Annotated in this window: 14 protein-coding genes; 3 read left to right on the top strand and 11 right to left on the bottom strand. The window is 43.1% G+C overall.

Annotation, left to right across the window (positions count from 1 at the left end; all coding sequences use genetic code 11):
• Positions 1 to 5 precede the first annotated feature (5 nt).
• The 4 genes from ACGTNI_RS08300 to galU all read right to left on the bottom strand — a co-directional run bounded on the left by ACGTNI_RS08300 (position 6) and on the right by galU (position 4,756).
• Positions 6 to 1,151: a glycosyltransferase gene (locus ACGTNI_RS08300; protein WP_394461482.1), complete on the bottom strand. Its 1,146-nt coding sequence runs from the start codon at positions 1,149 to 1,151 to the stop codon at positions 6 to 8.
• Positions 1,152 to 1,178: 27 nt separating this feature from the next.
• Positions 1,179 to 2,297 carry a glycosyltransferase gene (locus ACGTNI_RS08295; protein WP_394461480.1) on the bottom strand — a complete coding sequence of 373 codons (1,119 nt, stop codon included), beginning with the start codon at positions 2,295 to 2,297 and terminating at the stop codon, positions 1,179 to 1,181.
• 250 nt (positions 2,298 to 2,547) lie between these two features.
• Complete coding sequence (locus ACGTNI_RS08290) at positions 2,548 to 3,855, bottom strand: UDP-glucose dehydrogenase family protein (protein WP_394461478.1); 1,308 nt, start codon at positions 3,853 to 3,855, stop codon at positions 2,548 to 2,550.
• 13 nt (positions 3,856 to 3,868) lie between these two features.
• The gene (gene galU / locus ACGTNI_RS08285) at positions 3,869 to 4,756 is read right to left on the bottom strand and encodes a UTP--glucose-1-phosphate uridylyltransferase GalU (protein WP_394461476.1); all 888 of its coding nucleotides are present in this window, start codon (positions 4,754 to 4,756) and stop codon (positions 3,869 to 3,871) included.
• Positions 4,757 to 4,966: 210 nt separating this feature from the next.
• Between galU and ACGTNI_RS08280 the strand changes: the two genes are divergently transcribed.
• The gene (locus ACGTNI_RS08280; protein ID WP_394461474.1) at positions 4,967 to 6,280 is read left to right on the top strand and encodes a nucleotide sugar dehydrogenase; all 1,314 of its coding nucleotides are present in this window, start codon (positions 4,967 to 4,969) and stop codon (positions 6,278 to 6,280) included.
• Between the two features lie 48 nt (positions 6,281 to 6,328).
• Here ACGTNI_RS08280 and ACGTNI_RS08275 read toward each other — a convergent pair whose 3' ends face one another.
• The 7 genes from ACGTNI_RS08275 to ACGTNI_RS08245 all read right to left on the bottom strand — a co-directional run bounded on the left by ACGTNI_RS08275 (position 6,329) and on the right by ACGTNI_RS08245 (position 14,143).
• Complete coding sequence (locus ACGTNI_RS08275) at positions 6,329 to 7,438, bottom strand: glycosyltransferase family 4 protein (RefSeq protein ID WP_394461472.1); 1,110 nt, start codon at positions 7,436 to 7,438, stop codon at positions 6,329 to 6,331.
• Between the two features lie 530 nt (positions 7,439 to 7,968).
• Positions 7,969 to 8,601: a hypothetical protein gene (locus tag ACGTNI_RS08270; RefSeq protein WP_394461470.1), complete on the bottom strand. Its 633-nt coding sequence runs from the start codon at positions 8,599 to 8,601 to the stop codon at positions 7,969 to 7,971.
• Between the two features lie 159 nt (positions 8,602 to 8,760).
• On the bottom strand, positions 8,761 to 9,240 hold the full coding sequence (locus ACGTNI_RS08265) for a VanZ family protein (protein WP_394461468.1): 480 nt from the start codon (positions 9,238 to 9,240) through the stop codon (positions 8,761 to 8,763).
• A gap of 58 nt (positions 9,241 to 9,298) precedes the next feature.
• Positions 9,299 to 10,561, bottom strand: a complete 1,263-nt coding sequence (locus ACGTNI_RS08260) for a tetratricopeptide repeat protein (RefSeq protein WP_394461466.1) — start codon at positions 10,559 to 10,561, stop codon at positions 9,299 to 9,301.
• Between the two features lie 11 nt (positions 10,562 to 10,572).
• The gene (locus tag ACGTNI_RS08255) at positions 10,573 to 11,841 is read right to left on the bottom strand and encodes a tetratricopeptide repeat protein (RefSeq protein ID WP_394461464.1); all 1,269 of its coding nucleotides are present in this window, start codon (positions 11,839 to 11,841) and stop codon (positions 10,573 to 10,575) included.
• Between the two features lie 422 nt (positions 11,842 to 12,263).
• Positions 12,264 to 13,163, bottom strand: a complete 900-nt coding sequence (locus ACGTNI_RS08250) for an AEC family transporter (protein WP_394461461.1) — start codon at positions 13,161 to 13,163, stop codon at positions 12,264 to 12,266.
• Between the two features lie 125 nt (positions 13,164 to 13,288).
• Complete coding sequence (locus ACGTNI_RS08245) at positions 13,289 to 14,143, bottom strand: MurR/RpiR family transcriptional regulator (protein WP_394461459.1); 855 nt, start codon at positions 14,141 to 14,143, stop codon at positions 13,289 to 13,291.
• 198 nt (positions 14,144 to 14,341) lie between these two features.
• Here ACGTNI_RS08245 and gntK point away from each other — a divergent pair, with 198 nt between their 5' ends.
• Both gntK and ACGTNI_RS08235 read left to right on the top strand, forming a co-directional pair.
• A complete protein-coding gene (gene gntK, locus ACGTNI_RS08240) occupies positions 14,342 to 15,901 on the top strand; it encodes a gluconokinase (RefSeq protein WP_394461457.1) in 1,560 nt (519 codons plus the stop codon).
• A 14-nt stretch (positions 15,902 to 15,915) separates the two neighbouring features.
• A complete protein-coding gene (locus ACGTNI_RS08235; RefSeq protein ID WP_085506217.1) occupies positions 15,916 to 17,265 on the top strand; it encodes a GntP family permease in 1,350 nt (449 codons plus the stop codon).
• The last annotated feature ends 5 nt before the right edge of the window (positions 17,266 to 17,270 follow it).

The raw sequence follows: 17,270 nt of genomic DNA, 5'->3' as shown, positions 1-17,270 counted from the left end.
TCACCCTAACCTTCCATCTTCGCCGGCTGTTCGCCTAACAGGCGCTGATACCAGCTGATCAGTTTCTGTTCTTGTGTCTGCCAGTTCAATTCTTCCATGACGGCCTTCTTGCCATTCTCACCCATTTGCTTTGCTTCTTCCGGGTGAGTGCGCAGATAGTTGAGAGCGTTACGGATGCTGTCGTCATCATATGGGTCCACCGCGATGCCACACTCATGCTTCTGGACGAAATCCTTCCATACCGGAAAGTCAGAGCAAATGACAGGGAGCCCGGCATTCATGTATTCAAAGAACTTTGTCAGTTCTTTTCTCCTGTAATGTTCTGTCGGTGGAAACAGCGCGATTCCTGCCAGCCAGTTGCGGCTAAGGTAACGATCTTCAATTACTTCTTTTTCAATAAAGCGGTCTATCCCCTCAATCACCAGTTGATCTTTCTGGTCGCCTGCCACTTCATACATTTCTTCGGCCAATGATTTCGGGCATTTACCGACAAAATGGACCGATAGAGACTCATCAATTACTGGCAGTTTGGCATGGAATAAAGCTCCACGCACCTCGGTAACATTCCCAGTGTAAATCACTTTGTCTTCCGCTTCACCGACGCGTGTATGATGAATGAACTTTTCATTAACTGTCGGATAATTCAGGATGCATGTCCCTGTTGGGTACATGTCTTTATAATACTTTTCTGCGAGACATAGCTTCATTTTACGCGTGAAAAGTTTTTCCATCGTTTTATAAATAGCTGCAACGGCTTTTTTTACGGCAGGTTTCATATAATCCTTTTGAAGGATGCTTGTAATGTAATCCTCATGGATATCATAGATGACGACGTTATTCTTTTTTTTCAGAAGCCAGCCGATTGGCAGCAATTCGGGATCGTGAAAATGGTAGACATCCGCCTCCATTTTTTTAGCTTTCCGGTAAACCTGCCAGGTTCCGAAAAGCATCCGTTTCAGCTTGCTATTAAACTTTTTCACGGGAATATGACGAATTGGCTTGTCTGCCAGTCCGCCGTTCTCATCCCTCTGGGCAATCAGGGTCACATCATACCCCGCTCGCTGGAGGGACTTGCATTCTTTATGAAAAATCCTTGGATCGTATGGATGGTGTACTGTCGTCAGATGTACCACCTGTTTTGGATTCGCCATGCTTCTCATCCTCTATTGGTTCATTTCCTATTTTCTTAGTGTTTCGATGAACATTGTTTCATATTCCGCTGCGATTTTTCTCGCATGAAAGTCATTCGTTCGTTCGATGCCTTTTCTGACTATTTCAGCGCGCTGGTTTTCTTCCAATATAAGCAATTCGTAAATTTTCTTTGCCATATCTGCTTCGTCTCCAACTTTACACATCGCTCCAAATTCTCCATTGTTCAGTACTTCAACCGCACCAGGACGGCAGCTTGTAGACACAATGGGTGTGCCTGTTGCCAAGGCTTCCGCCAACACATGGCCGAATCCTTCTCTTTTGGAAGAAAGAACAAAGGCATCGGCATGATGGAAATAAAGATAAGGGTTGCGCTGGAAACCAATGAAGTGAACTTTATCAGCGATTCCAAGGGTGTTAGCAAGCTGCTTCAAGTCTTGCTCTAGTTCTCCTTCGCCCAGGATGACCAGTCTGGATGCGATGCGCTCGTTCACCTGTTTGAAAGCTCGTAACAGCGTCCGATGATCCTTATCATTGACCATTCTGCCAGCAGTGACGAGCACTTTGTCATCGCCTGCAAAAATAGGCTGGTGTTCTTCTGGCAAAGCTTCTTTTTTCATCATGGTACGGATGGTATCAATATCGACAGGGTTGTAAATGACGGTTATTTTGTCAGGCTGTACTTTGTACCGTTTGACGATATTCTCCTTTACCCCATGTGACAAGGCGATAACCCTGCTTGCACGGCGGTAAAGCAACCCGTAGAGTTTAAGTTTAAGATCTGCCTTGAAGCTGCCGCCAAGGAAAGCTGCTTCCCGTACCACATTTTTCGCCTTCGTCCCAGAAATGATCGTCGCGAGAATTGCAATCGTATTATAATTTGGAATCGTGCTGAACACGATATCTGCCTTTTCTTTGCGGATCACTTTCGCCAGTGGAAAGATAGCGGAACGCAGCCGCTTCGTATCCAGCTTAATGAACGTAACGTCTGGATCCAGGTAAGACTCATAGCTTCCATTATAATCCAAAGTGACAAGAATCGGTGTGAATTTTTCCCGGTCCATGTTGTTGATGATATTCAAAATTGTGCGCGCTGCACCGCCCGCACCTAGTTGATAGATAAAAAACAGAACTTTCTTCTTTTTCATTTCGGCTTCAGCCTTTCGTTACATAAAAAGCACCATTATACTTCACGCATTATATCATAGCCAAACTGATAAATAAATTGTCGGAAAGATTACAAAACAGCACCATTAAGCAATTACTTTTCCCATTAATTGGAGGGACCGGGGGGTGATTTAACACACCCCGGATCCCTCCAATTATTTGATATTTATTTCAATATAAAAAAGCTCACAGGATATTAGTTTCCCTGCAAGCTTTCTAGCTAATTGGTGATTATCCGTAAATGACTGGGCGGCCGATGGAGTGGTACTCGACGCCGCTGTTTTTGACCTGGTCGAGGTTGAAGCAATTACGTCCGTCAAATAAGAGCGCTTTATTCATTCTTTCTTTATAGCCGGAAAGCGGGAATTCTTTGATTTGCTTCCATTCTGTAAGAATGATTGCAACATCAGCATCCTGCACCGCTTCTTCGGCACTTTCGGCATAGTTCACTTGATCCGGCAGCACCTTTTTCGCGTTGTCAACGGCAACGGGATCATAGGCTACGACAGTTGCGCCTTCTTCGAGCAATTTTTCCGTTACAGCAATGGAAGGTGCTTCCCTCATGTCGTCCGTGTTCGGTTTAAATGATAGGCCAAGGACAGCTACCTTTTTCCCTTTCAGGTCATAGATGCGTTTGAGCAGTTTATCGACGATGATACTTCGCTGACGTTCATTGACATCCACGACATTTTCCAGGATCGGCATGTCATAAGCAATCTCCTTACCAATGGAAATGATGGCCCGTGTATCCTTCGGGAAACAGGAGCCGCCAAAGCCGATGCCGGCATTCAGAAAGCTTTCGCCGATCCGCTTATCCATTCCCATTCCTTTGGCAACATGGTCGATATTGGCACCGATCTTTTCAGAAAGGTTGGCCATTTCGTTGATGAAGCTGATCTTTGTCGCGAGAAAGGCGTTGGAAGCGTACTTGATCATTTCGGCACTTCGCAGATCGGTCTTGACGATCGGCAGGTTAAAGCCGGCATTTACTGCTTCCAATAGTTCTAATGCTTCTTCATCATCGGAGCCGATCACGATACGGTCTCCATTGAACGTATCATAAACAGCAGAACCCTGACGCAAAAATTCTGGATTCGAAGCGATTTTGATATGTACCTCATGCACCAGATTGGCTTCAATAGTTTCCTTAACATACTCATTCGTCCCGACCGGCACGGTACTTTTGGTCACGATGACCGTATCGTTCGCCAGGTGTTCAGCAATATCCCGGCTCGCTGCTTCTATATAAGTCAAATCCGCCGAGCCATCTTCTCCCTGCGGGGTACCAACAGCCAGATAGACGAGCTGTTTGTCTTTCAAACCTTGCTCATAATCGGTGGTGAAATCTACCTGCTCGCTGCGGAGGTTTTTCTGAAGGAGTTCTTCTAAGCCTTCTTCATAGATCGGGCTTTTCCCGCTATTCAGCTTTTCTACTTTTTGTTCATCAACATCGATGCAGGTGACATGATGGCCAAGCTCCGCCAGGCAGACGCCGGTGACCAGGCCGACATAGCCTGTGCCGATCACTGCTATTTTCATAAGTCCTTCACTCCTAGTTGTTTCTTAGGTTGTCCAGCTTCTTTTCCATATAAGCTTTGATTTCTTCATGTAAGTCTTCCCGGTTCAAAGCGAAATCGATCGTCGCCTGGACGAAGCCGAGTTTTCCTCCGATGTCATATCGTTTACCGGTAAAGTTGTACGCCAGGACCTTTTCCCGGTCATTCAATGTTTCAATCGCATCGGTCAGCTGGATTTCGCCGTCTTTCCCCGGTGGCTGCGTTTTTAAAATGCCGAAGATTTCCGGTGACAGCACGTAGCGGCCCATAATAGCCAGATTGGATGGCGCTTTTTCGACCGGTGGTTTTTCTACCAATGACTCAACTTCCTGGACGGCTTCCGGATAGCCATTTTTATCAGATGGGTTGATAATGCCATATTTCGAGACATTTTCCCAAGGGACATCCTGGACGCCGACCACAGAGTGACCGTACTGATCATATACATCGATCAGCTGCTTCAGACACGGTTCCTCGGCCTCGACAATATCGTCCCCCAACAGAACTGCGAACGGTTCATTGCCGACAAAGCTCTCTGCAACACTGATGGCATGACCGAGCCCTTTCGGTTCTTTTTGCCGAATATAATGGATGTTCGCCAGGCTGGAAATCGATTGAACCATTTCCAGCATGTCGGTCTTCCCTTTTTGTGTCAGTTTTTCTTCCAATTCATAAGAAGTATCAAAATGATCCTCAATTGCCCGCTTGCCACGGCCGGATATGATGATAATATCTTCGATGCCTGACTGGACCGCTTCTTCTACGATATACTGGATGGTCGGTTTATCAACGATTGGCAGCATTTCTTTTGGCTGCGCCTTGGTAGCAGGTAAAAAACGAGTCCCAAGCCCGGCAGCCGGGATGATTGCCTTTTTTACTCTCATGGTTACTATCCCCTTTTTTCAATCACGATAGTTTATATGCTAGTAGCTATTCTATCATAAACCATCCCCATTGAATAAAACATCAACTGTCATTAAATTGTTATATACGTATAATATTAACCGCTACACAAATGTTATAGATGCATGTATGATATTATTGTTGTACTATATACGATAAAACTTCCCATATAAAGGCAGGAATTTAAAATTATGAGTCTATATTCAAAGTTACAGGCAAAAGAAGAAAGAATTGCGGTAATTGGCTTAGGTTACGTCGGACTTCCACTAGCTGTGGAACTGGCGAAAGAATATGATGTTGTCGGCTTCGATGTCAACGAAGCGAAGCTGGACAAATATAAGTCTGGTATCGACGTAACAGATGAAGTCGGTAATGAAGCTTTATCCCAAACTTCCATGACCTTCACAAATGATGAAGATGAATTAAAAAGTTGTAAGTTCCATGTCGTAGCTGTTCCTACACCAATCAATGTCGATAAGACACCTAACCTGAACCCTGTAATTGGTGCGAGCAGAACAGTTGGCCGCAACCTGACAGAAGGTTCTATTGTGGTCTATGAATCAACGGTCTATCCAGGGACTACGGAAGAAATCTGCATTCCTATTTTAGAAGAAGAGTCCGGCTTGTCTTTCGGTGAAGACTTTAAGGTGGGCTATTCTCCAGAGCGAATCAACCCTGGTGATAAAGTGAATACCCTAACCAAAATCACCAAGATCGTTTCTGGATCCGATGATGAAGCACTACAGGAAATCTCTGCTCTATATGGTTCTATCATTGAGGCTGGAGTTTTTGAGGCAGAATCAATTAAGGTTGCTGAAGCTGCTAAAGTCATCGAAAACTCCCAGCGTGATATCAATATTGCATTTATGAATGAATTGTCCATGGTTTTCAACAAAATGGGAATCAGCACAAAAGCCGTATTGGAAGCAGCAGGTACCAAATGGAACTTCCTGAAGTTTACTCCTGGTCTTGTTGGCGGCCACTGCATTGGTGTAGACCCTTATTATTTCACTTATAAAGCCGAACAGCTTGGCTATCATTCACAGATTATCCTGTCCGGCCGTAAAATTAATGACGACATGGGCAAATATATTGCAAGCAACGTCATCAAGAAAATGATCAAGGCGAAACAGGAAGTGGATGGAGCAAAAGTAGCGGTGCTTGGTCTGACTTTTAAAGAAAATGTCGGAGATGTCCGGAATACGAAAGTAATCGACATCATTGAAGAATTGAAAGAATACGGTGTCGAACTGCTCGTCCATGACCCTGTCGCGGATGCAGAAGAGGCACAGAGAGAATTCGGCATCACCCTGGTTGATAAAGAAGCGCTGACGGATTTGGATGCGATCGTCTATGCTGTACCTCACCAAGTGTTCAAAGAGGCATATCCTTTAGAACAGCTTGACAACATGTATAAAGATGACCGAAAAGTACTGATCGATGTCAAAAGCTCCCTTGATCGTAAAGAATGTGAAGATAAAGGCTACCATTATTGGAGCCTGTAAACGAATATATAAAGAGCAAACGCCCTGCCTAACCGGCAGGGTGTTTATTTATGATGAATCCTTTTCTTTTGATGAATCTTTTTCTTTTTTAGATGACTTTGATGCTGTTTTTTTGACCGTATCGATGACGGGTTTCTTTCCTCCCCGCATAACTCCGGTCATCTCAGCAAATAAATGAAGAAGCAATAATATTAAGAACGTAAGTCCTAACGCCAACGCAAAGGACGCATAAGAGAAAATCACTCCCAAAAAACCAAAAAATGCACTGAATCCATATAAAATCAGAACTGTCGTCCGATGACTCAAGCCGGCTGCAATTAACTGATAGTGGATATGCTGGCTGTCAGGAGACATGATATTCTGTTTATTCCGAAGCCTCCTTAAAATAGAGAACATGGTATCGAAGATTGGGATTGCCAATACAAGAATCGGAATAATGAAACTGAAGAAAGTGATACTCTTCATTAAACCGACAACAGAAATGACAGCAACTGAATATCCAAGAAATAAGGAGCCTGTATCTCCCATATAAATTTTCGCCGGATAAAAATTATGCGGCAGGAAACCGAGATTACTGCCAATCAATACGACACAGAACATGACGGCTGCAGCATGGTTGTCAATAAACGCCATCACCGTAATACTTGTCAAAGCAATTGTTGTGACACCAGTGGCAAGCCCGTCCAGCCCATCGATTAAATTGATTGCATTCGTTACCCCGATAATCCAGAAAAATGTCAGGATAACACCAGCAAAATAGTTCAATGGAATCTGACCGATCAATGGAATCGTCAGGTTTTCCATAACCAATCCTGAAGAAATTAAAATGACAGCGGCCATGATTTGGCCAGTAAGCTTTACGAGTGGACGCAATTGATAACGGTCATCCAGTAATCCGGTAAGTGTCACAATGGCAGCTCCGATAGATATCGGCCAAAAAAACTGGTTGGCAGGCTGAAAATAAACGAGACCAGCTACAGCACCGGCAAAGATTGCCAGCCCTCCCATCCGAGGTGTTACCGTTGTATGTATCTTTCTAAGTTCCGGATAATCCATGACTTTCAGCTTCTGAGCCAGCTTTCGCACTGGAAAGGTCAATATGAAGCTTGTCATAAAAGAGATTACCAGCCCAATAAGCAAATTGTTTATAGCAATCATAGGGGGACCCCACTTTATCGTTAATGTTTAAATATCTAAGTCAGACCTCTTTCATTCTACATGATTATCTTTCAATCATAAAGCGGGCATTTGAAATTTGAGTCCCCTCACAATCAAATAGGAGCGATTTATCCTAATTGCTGGATCAACTGTTCAATCGCTTCCTCTGTCGTTTCGATCTCTTCCATTTCACTCTGCCTGATTATATTTTGTAACACTTCACTCAAATTTATATCTTCCTTCATTGTCATTAGCTCCTCTTCCCTTTTATTTATACATATGCATCTTTCGGTTGCTTGGTTTATACTACATATATTTACATATCGATACGACAGTAAACTTCGATTTCCGACTGTATCATTTAAGAAAGGGTATATTTCTCCATTAGAAAAACTTGGCTTATTGCCAAGTCCTTATGGCAAAAGCCATTGTATTTTCTTATATTTTAAATTAAGTTTTTTAACAAAAATTAATTTAAAATATAAAAAGAAGGCTTGCCCTTGCCAGGCAAACCTTCCTTTTGATTATTATCAGCAAGTCGTCCTTGCCCTTTGACGTCTACTTTTAATATTCACTACACATTCAGAAGTATTCAAACGGACAATTTCGATCCCTTGTGCAAGTTCGAATAATTCTTCAAAATACCTGTCACTCTCTTCTACTTTTTCCTGACAATGATATTTCATTGCTAAATAATGAAATAAAGCTTTGTCGAACATTTTATTATGTTTGATAAAATCATTTGGCTTGTCCAAAAAATAGCTTAAATAATTATCTTCGATCCATGCAGCATGCTCGAACATCTGCTTTTGATAATGGTAGATCGCGAGCAGCAGATGATAGATCATTTCCTGATGAAGGGATGGAATAGGCTGATAAAACTCTATCTCAGAAACGACGGTGTCGATATCCTTTTTCACTCTTGCAAATAAAGCATTTTGAAGTTTTTGCAACAAATTATGAAGGTAATGATTGGTGATCTTATGATCTGCGAAATAGGAAACAGGTCTGTCGAAGTATTTGCTGAGGTATTGGATACTTGAAGGTGGCAGTTGAATCAATCCCTTTTCGAGCATCTTTATTTCTTCACTTGGAATATCAAGCTCGTCTATTGTTACCCCATTGATATGACATAAATAATCGATTCTCGACTTCAAATTCATCATAACGCCTCCCGCACTGGATGTCTGTTAATGATTAAACCCAATGTATCACAAGGTATATAAGAAGTTTGTCATTTCTTGTAAGGATATTCTGTTTATTGTGAAAAGTTTTCGACAAATACGGGAAATTTCCCGGGAAATAGTTGGTTTCAGACAAAATTATTTTCCTGATTTTCGTAACGATGACACAATAAACAGGATTCCAACAGCAATTGTCGCGCCTGTCGTATCTAATAATACATCACCGAAATATGGAGTCCGATTAGGCGTTAACCCTTGATGCCATTCATCAAAGGCAGCATACAAAACAGTCAAAATCCACGCTATGAGCATTAATCCGCTAGTGGCCAGACGAGTAGATTTTGTCAAAGCATAATAGAATAACAGCGTCAGAACAAGAAACACGGTTATATGAGCACCTTTTCGGATGAAAAATTCTACTAAACCCGCCGTCCCTAACGCTTCAACACTTACTTCAGAATGGTGATAAGTAAAATGGACCGAATAAAGAACCGGATTTAGAAAGGATAAGTCTATATATTCCGATAACATAGGTTTAATGTCCTGGTCCTGATACGGCTGTGACGAAGAATAAAAAATAACCGACATCCAGAGGAGTGGCCATATCCAATGTTTCAAGTTGATCTCCTCCTTTGAAAACATTCCATAGGAAAACCTGCAAGGATTGCTTGCAGGTTCAGGCATTTTTGGAATCACATTCTTCGGCGTCTGGTTTATGAAGCTTCATGTACTTGTCTTGTATTTGTTTTGCTCTTTTTTCATATAACGCAGACAGAGCAGGATAGATCTCATCCAGTTTTCTTTTGACCTGATTCGTTTCATGATATGCGATTAATTCTTCGTAAACTTGTATCGCCCGATTAATATCTGTTCTTTCAAAAATTTCTGCTTGCATCTGTTTGGCTAAGGATTCTTCCCAGTCATCGGCAGCTGCCCGCATCGCTTTTTGCTGGTATATATCGGCGGCCGATATATCATTCAGGAGGAGATAAATGTCTGCGAGGCTAAGGTATCCATGGAATAATCCTTCTGCGAGGTCATGCTCTTCGACTATCCGTATCGCCTCATGATATCTGTCCAAAGCTTTTGGGTATTTTTTTAATTCGCAATATAAGATCCCTAAATTGTGCTGCCTTTGAGATTCTGAAGATGGATCCAGCTCAAGCCTGCCCATTTTTTCAAAGTAATAAATGGCATTTGGAAACAATTTCTTTTCCATGTATAAGACCCCTAATAAATTCCATGAAACGAAAAGACCTCGTTTACTTTCTTTCTCTTTGCTGTAAGCCTTCAATCGCTTCATATAGTCGATCGCTTGGTCATAATCTTTCTTATCTCGCAATATCAAGGTGAGGTTTTGCATGATAGAGATGACTTCATCCGGATTTTTTGTTTTTTCGAGCAGTCGTTCAAAATAAGCGAATGATTCTTCCCGGTTGCCTTCGGAATAGTATTTGACACCGTAATAATAAAAGAGGGCTTTTTGAAATACGCTTGATTCCTTGAGCACATTATATGCCGGAAGCATGATCGACAAATAATCCGATTCGATACGTTCTGCTTCCTGTTGCTGGTTTCTTTTGTAAAGGTGAATCGATTTCAGTAAATGAAAAATGACCTCCTGGGTCACATCCGAAAGCCTCCATGGTTGATCCAGCTGATCTACAATGTCAGCCGCTTCACTGCTATTGGTAAGCAGGGCATGCTGTAATAACTGAAGTTGGCGGAATGTAACCAGATCGTTTTTATCGTAATCGGTAAAGTAGGATACAGGCACACCCCACCATTCAGCCAAATGCGCAGCCTGAGTGGAAGTCAGTGGGAGCTGCCCGGAAAGAATCTGTTCCCACTCCTCTTCCGTTATAATACTTTTATTCAAATACAGGGGTGGAAGTCGATCAATTTCTATTAAACGTGTTAACCGTTTCGCAATTTTCATCGAACCATCCTCTAAGCGTGTTTGGTCTCTTTCTGCTTTTTATGCAATGCCTCATGACGTTTTTTATACAGACTTTCCATATCTCTCTTTCCTATCTTCTTATACAGCTCCGAAAGTGCTGGGTATAGCTCATCCAATTCGCTAATGAACTGTACCTTTTCGTAATATTTTAATGCCTGTTCATACAAGTCAATAGCCGTTTTCGGATCGCTTTCTTTTTTCATCTCTGCTTCTGCCTTTTTAGCAAGTGATGTTTCATCTTCATTTCCTGCTGTTTGATAAGCCAGCTTGAGATAGTGGTTAGCATCATGCTGCTGTTTGGCTAAGAAGTAGTTTCTGGCTAATGCGTGATAGGCTAAGAAAAGATCTTCCTTCAGTTGATTGGATTCTTTGATGTCTTTCGATTCAAGAAACATTTCTATTGCTTCCCCGCGACGCTCTTGCTTGCTGTATAGGATACCAAGGTTATGGTACATCCGTGAACGCATGAGCGGTGTCAGATCCAGATGTTCCATTTTTTCAAAATAATAGATAGCTGTCGGGTAATTTTCTTTTAATAAATAAAGGACACCAAGGTAATTACGTGCAATTGCAAGTCCTCTATTCACTTTATTTGTTAAACTGAACTCTTCCATCCGTTTCGCAAAATCAATCGCACGGTCGTATTCCTTATTTTCATTAGCGAGCAATGTGAAGTTCTGAATCAATGAAATGATTTCTTCCTTATCACTTGTCATCTCCAGCAGTCGTTCAAAGTAAGCGAACGACTCCTCTCTTTTACCCTCATAATAATATTTGAAGCCATAATAATAGAACAGCGCTTTTTGAAAGACACCGCTTTCTTTCATGATGCGATTGTTCGGCAGCATATAGCTGAAATATTCTGATTCTAGTTGATCTACGTTTTCCAGTTTATTTTTCTTATAAAAATGGACTGATTGTAGTAGCTTGAAAATGACTTCCTGCATCAATGAGGGAATAGTGTAAGGAACAGAAAGCTCGCTTAGTGTAACCTCTGCCTGCTTATTATTTGTCAGCATATCATGCTGCAGGCTTTGGAGCTTGCGGTGTATATCAATATCTGTTTTATTATAATCCGTAAGATAGGCATATGGAATCTCCCACCGTTCAGCAAGGTAAATAGCCTGGTCTGTGCGTAGTGGAAGCAAGCCAGCGAGAATGGCCTCCCATTCTTGTTGGAGAAAAGGAGCCTGACGAAAGTCCGGCCGTATAAAGTTCTCTGATTCCAGCAAGTAATTCAATCGATTGGCGATATTCATCGTTAGTTCCATCCTCTGAGTGAGATTCATGCTGTACTAATCATCAAACGATCAGCATGTTATTGGTTTTGTGAGGTGTTGTTTATGGTGATGTAAAGGTTATGTGAAGGTCATGGTGTAAGTGTTCGTAGATATTAATCGGCAGTTTTTTCTATTGACCAGATATAGCCTTAAACCTCTCAAGGTTAATTGGTCTAATGGGTAAATACTGTTTTGTAGTTTATGGAAATACCTGATATATTTGACCCGTTTTGTGGTGAGCGTTTATGCTATTCTTCCGTCTCGGAAACTATCATTCTGGGTCTATCATATCACACTATTATAGCACATGATTTTACAAATTATTACACAATTTTTAACGGAAATTACTACAAAACACCCCGGAGCCCTCCAAATTTTGGTGGGATCCGGGGTGCAGTTGTTTAAGCGCCTAGTAAGATTAGTAGTATTGGAAGGGTGATGATACTTAGCAATGTGGTTACTAACGTAATACTTGAGACTAACTCCGGTTTGGCATCGAACTGGAGGGCATACATTGTAGTCGTAGCTGCTGATGGACAGGCGGCGGCTACAATCATTACTTTTGCCATCAGTGGATCCATCGGCAGTACTAATGTCAACAGATAGGCGATCAGCGGTGATGCGAGCAGACGTACAGTCGCACCATAGCTGATTTTGACCCAGTTCATATTTTTTACGGTTATTTCAGCGAGCTGCATTCCGAGCGTAATCATCATTGTAGGAATCGTCGCATCTCCCACCAGCGTGATAGCCGATAACAGACTATCCGGCACAGGAATCGACCCCAGATTCATCACTAACGCAATAATGACCGCATAGGTCGGCGGCATTTTCAGCACGGACTTAAAGGCAAGCTTAATTCCCGCACTTCCCCTTGCTGCGTAATACACGCCAAAAAAGTTCATGATGATCGCCTGCAGCACCATAAACGATACGGCATATGTGAATGCTTCCTTCCCGAAAGCAAAAAGGATGATCGGCGTCCCGTAATTCCCCGAGTTCATGAAGGCAGTGGATAGAATCATGCCGCTCTCCATCGCCTGATCATAGTTTCTTAATTTAGCGACAATTTTATTAATCAAAAGGATCGCAATTAATAGCACTGCTGCAAAAATCAGCATGACGACATATTCTTTATCGAGCTCCGCTTCATAAAACGTATTGAATACGAGGTTCGGCAGCATGATGTATAACGTAATGGTAGCAAGTGACTTGATGTCGAGGCGAGCAACAAGCTGGATGATGTATCCCGCCCCGAATATCAGCAGTACCGGCAGGACAACGGAGAGAAATACTGTCATTGTGCTGTCAGCTCCTCTAGATTATTTGATATATGGTGGTGTGCTGCTGCCATAGTTATTTTCCTTTCTATGTATCTGTTCACGTTTTACGGTTGTGTTGTAAATTTTTTTGCTTCTGCTCAACTTTATAATCTCTTCCGCGAAATGGCTTTTCGCATTTTCGCCATCGCTTCCTGGGATTGCTCTTTCTTTTTCACGCTGTAATTGACATACAGCGCATCTATTATCGAAAGCTCAGCAAGCCTGGATGCCAGCGCTTCGGAGCGATAGCCAGTTTCCGGTGAAACGGTATACAGACAGACGTCCACCGCCTTGCTGAAAGGAGATTTGGCATAATTGGTGATACCTATTGTCGGGACCCCATTCTGTTTGGCGACATCGACGACTTCCAGTAAATCCTTGTTCGTTCCGGTATGGGAAATGAACAGAGCTGCATCTTCATTCGTCAGCTGGGACGCTGCCATCAGCTGCAGATGCGTATCTGTGTAGGCGTGGCTTGGCAGTCCGCTACGCATGAACTTATGCTGCCCGTCCTGAGCTGCTACCCCGGAGCCCCCATTGCCATAAAAGTGAATCTGTTTAGCATCAGTAATGATAGCTAGCGCCTTTGTAAAATTATTTTCACTTTGAATTTCCCGTGTATATTCAATGGCATTGATGTTTGCCTGGAAAACTTTTTTCATAATATCCATCTCGGAATCATCTTCATTTATTTCCTCATGGATGTCTTTAATCGGACTGACCAGCTCGGAAGCGAGCGCGATTTTCAAGGCCTGATAGCCTTTAAATCCAAGCCGCTTGCAAAAACGGAACACGGTCGCATCGGCCACTTTCAAATCATCTGCCACTTGATTGATGGAAGAATGAACGATTTTTTCAGGATCGGAAATGATATAATCCGCAATCTGCTTTTCTTTTTCACTGAACTGCTGATACGATGAGCGAATTCTTTTTAATACGTGTAATGATGCTTCAGCCATGCTCCGTCCCCCTTTTTCAGACATGTAATCAGTTTAAACGATTTAATTTCCTATTAAAAGCAATAGGTGAAAATTTTTTTCATCAATACGGGTTGAATCGAAAAAAATTTATTGTATAATCGAATTTAAAGAAAATAATTTTCACAGCACTTATTTTTTATTTAAACTGAAAACGCTTCAACGATAGGAGGGATAGAGATGCAGCAATCTGTTGTCATCGCCATAGATATCGGTACCACAAGTACAAAGACACTGGCCTACGATACTAAAGGCACCATTTGGGCAGAGGTGGAACAGGAATACCCGCTTCACTCTCCGGTACCGACAAGAAAAGAACAAAACCCGGAAGAAATCTACCAGGCAGTAAATTCGACACTGACAGAGGTTGCTAAGCAAGTCTCTGATAAAAACGCAAGGGTTGCAGGCATCGGCTTCAGTTCTGCTATGCACAGCCTGTTGGCACTCGATGAAAATGGCCAGCCGCTCACGAATGTAATCACCTGGGCAGACCAGCGAGCGACAGAAGAAGCAGAATCTCTGAAAGCGAATGGCGGTCATGATATCTATTTACGAACCGGAACCCCGATTCATCCGATGTCACCGCTGACGAAACTGCTCTGGTTTCGGAAAAATGATCCGGAAATCTTTGACCAGGCAGCAAAATGGATTTCGATTAAAGAGTATGTACTCTACCGATGGTTCCAGCGTTTCGTTGTTGACTATTCCATCGCTTCCGCTACCGGTCTCTTTCATTTGGAAAATCTAGACTGGGACGAAGAAGTGTTGAAACGGACAGGGATTAACGAACAGCAATTGTCCCACCCGGTTTCGACCACTTACACCCTTGAAGGGATAGACGAAGACCTGGCAGAAAAGCTATACGTTGATCCTTCCACCCCGGTTGTCATCGGTGCAAGCGACGGTGTCCTTGCCAATATCGGCGTCGGTGCGATCGACCCTGGTGTTGTCGCCTGTTCAATTGGGACAAGCGGAGCGATCCGTACTGTAGTTGACAAACCGACTGTTGATCCGAAAGGAAGAATTTTTTGTTATGCCTTGACCGAAGATCAATGGGTGATTGGCGGTCCAATCAACAACGGAGGAATCGCCTTTCGCTGGGCGCGTGATGAATTGTTTGCTGACTTGAAAGAAGCTACAGAGGGAGATGTCTATCAGGAACTGACGAATCGGGCAGAAAAAATCCGTCCCGGTGCAGATGGTTTGTTGTTCTTACCATACTTGACCGGTGAACGTGCCCCGTTCTGGGATGCCGATACCAAAGGAATGTTTTTTGGCCTGACCTTGAACCATGGACGCGACCATATGGTGCGCAGCGTGCTCGAAGGAGTCATGTTCCAGATGTATTCGGTCGTTATCGCTCTGATTGAATCAGGCGTGGAACCGAAGCAGTTCCGTGCAGGCGGAGGTTTCGCCCGGTCGGAATTGTGGCGACAAATGATGGCGGATATTTTCGAAGCGGACATCGTCATTCCAGAAAGCCATCAAAGTTCGTGCCTCGGTGCTGCCTGGCTCACGATGAAATCGCTTGGAATGATTGAAGACATAACAAGCATCAAATCAATCATCAACACAAAAATGAAGCATTGTCCAATTGATGAAAACTTGAAAATTTATCGTGATTTGAAGCCGATTTTCTTAAGGCTTGCCCGCCAGATGGGCGATGAATTCAAAGCAATATCGGATTTTCAGCGTACACACGGCCACGGAGACGAAAAATTGTCAACCAGAATTAACTAGAAAGGAGTTTTCACATGACTTCAACTGCAGGACTGATCATTACCGCTGTCCTCGGTGTTCTACTTTTGTTATTTTTAGTAATGCGCACCAAATTGCAGGCATTCATCGCTTTACTAGTTGTCAGTATTCTGATCGGGTTAGCTGTCGGGATGCCACTGCAGGATATAATTTCTACGATTGAAGAAGGAATGGGAGGAACGCTCGGATTCATCGCAGTCATCATCGGACTTGGCGCCATGTTTGGCGAAATGCTGCGTGTCTCCGGCGGTGCTGAGCGTCTGGCCCTGACATTAATGGACAAGTTTGGAGAAAAGAATATCAGCTGGGCGATGGGGCTCACCGGCTTTATCGTATCCATCCCGGTATTCTTGGATGTCGCCCTTGTTATACTTGTGCCAATCTTATACAGTTTGACACAAAAAACGCAAAAATCGCTCTTATACTTTGGTATTCCTTTATTAGCTGGTCTTGCTGTCACGCACAGCTTTATCCCGCCTACGCCAGGCCCAATTTCGGTCGCATCCCTGCTTGGGGCGGACCTGGGCTGGGTCATCCTGTTTGGTATATTAGCCGGGGTTCCAGCGATGATAATTGCCGGCCCTATTTTTGGTAAATATATTTCCAAGAAAATTCATGTCGGTGTTCCAGAATATATGATGGAACAGATGAAAGAAACGGAGTTAGACAGAGACCTTCCCAGCTTTAAAAGCGTTGTAGCAATCATCACCCTGCCGCTTGTATTAATTTTATTAAATACGACTGCAAGCCTCGTATTATCTGAAGGCAGCACCGTACAAAGTGTGTTGACATTCATCGGGCATCCATTCGTTGCCCTGACAGTGGCTGCACTGCTGACATTCTATATATTTGGCTACAAACGTGGGTATAAAAAAGAAGAAATCCAGAAAATCACAACAAAAGCGCTGGAGCCTGCCGGAATTATTATCCTTGTTACCGGAGCTGGTGGTGTATTTGGTGAAATGCTGATTACATCAGGGATCGGTGACATACTGGCAGATATGATGAAAAATGCTCAAATGCCATTGATCGTGTTTGCTTTTATTACAGCAACTGTCGTGCGGATTGCACAGGGCTCTGCGACTGTTTCTATGATTACGGCAGCCGGGCTTGTCGCCCCACTGCTAGATTCATTCGATGTCAGTGAACCGATGTTAGGGTTGTTGGTTATCTCCATCGCCTCTGGGGCAACTGTCGTTTCTCACGTGAACGATTCTGGATTCTGGCTCGTTAACCGTTACTTCGGTTTAACAGAAAAACAAACGCTCCAATCATGGACGATCATGGAAACATTGATCGGGCTGGTCGGATTCGCAGTAGCATTATTGTTGAGTATTTTCGTATAAAAAAT

Origin of the sequence: Thalassobacillus sp. B23F22_16 (assembly GCF_043496955.1) — a bacterium.
In the GTDB taxonomy this organism is placed as follows: domain Bacteria; phylum Bacillota; class Bacilli; order Bacillales; family Halobacillaceae; genus Thalassobacillus; species Thalassobacillus devorans_A.
Note: the sequence above shows the minus strand (reverse complement) of the source record. Positions and strands in the feature narration are given on the sequence as shown.

What these genes read in the sequence shown, in the direction of transcription:
- ACGTNI_RS08300 (WP_394461482.1), bottom strand. Translation starts at nt 1,151, where the DNA reads ATGGCGAATCCAAAACAGGTGGTACATCTGACGACAGTACACCATCCA.
- ACGTNI_RS08295 (WP_394461480.1), bottom strand. Translation starts at nt 2,297, where the DNA reads ATGAAAAAGAAGAAAGTTCTGTTTTTTATCTATCAACTAGGTGCGGGC.
- ACGTNI_RS08290 (WP_394461478.1), bottom strand. Translation starts at nt 3,855, where the DNA reads ATGAAAATAGCAGTGATCGGCACAGGCTATGTCGGCCTGGTCACCGGC.
- galU (WP_394461476.1), bottom strand. Translation starts at nt 4,756, where the DNA reads ATGAGAGTAAAAAAGGCAATCATCCCGGCTGCCGGGCTTGGGACTCGT.
- ACGTNI_RS08280 (WP_394461474.1), top strand. Translation starts at nt 4,967, where the DNA reads ATGAGTCTATATTCAAAGTTACAGGCAAAAGAAGAAAGAATTGCGGTA.
- ACGTNI_RS08275 (WP_394461472.1), bottom strand. Translation starts at nt 7,438, where the DNA reads ATGATTGCTATAAACAATTTGCTTATTGGGCTGGTAATCTCTTTTATG.
- ACGTNI_RS08270 (WP_394461470.1), bottom strand. Translation starts at nt 8,601, where the DNA reads ATGAATTTGAAGTCGAGAATCGATTATTTATGTCATATCAATGGGGTA.
- ACGTNI_RS08260 (WP_394461466.1), bottom strand. Translation starts at nt 10,561, where the DNA reads ATGAAAATTGCGAAACGGTTAACACGTTTAATAGAAATTGATCGACTT.
- ACGTNI_RS08255 (WP_394461464.1), bottom strand. Translation starts at nt 11,841, where the DNA reads ATGAATATCGCCAATCGATTGAATTACTTGCTGGAATCAGAGAACTTT.
- ACGTNI_RS08250 (WP_394461461.1), bottom strand. Translation starts at nt 13,163, where the DNA reads ATGACAGTATTTCTCTCCGTTGTCCTGCCGGTACTGCTGATATTCGGG.
- ACGTNI_RS08245 (WP_394461459.1), bottom strand. Translation starts at nt 14,143, where the DNA reads ATGGCTGAAGCATCATTACACGTATTAAAAAGAATTCGCTCATCGTAT.
- gntK (WP_394461457.1), top strand. Translation starts at nt 14,342, where the DNA reads ATGCAGCAATCTGTTGTCATCGCCATAGATATCGGTACCACAAGTACA.
- ACGTNI_RS08235 (WP_085506217.1), top strand. Translation starts at nt 15,916, where the DNA reads ATGACTTCAACTGCAGGACTGATCATTACCGCTGTCCTCGGTGTTCTA.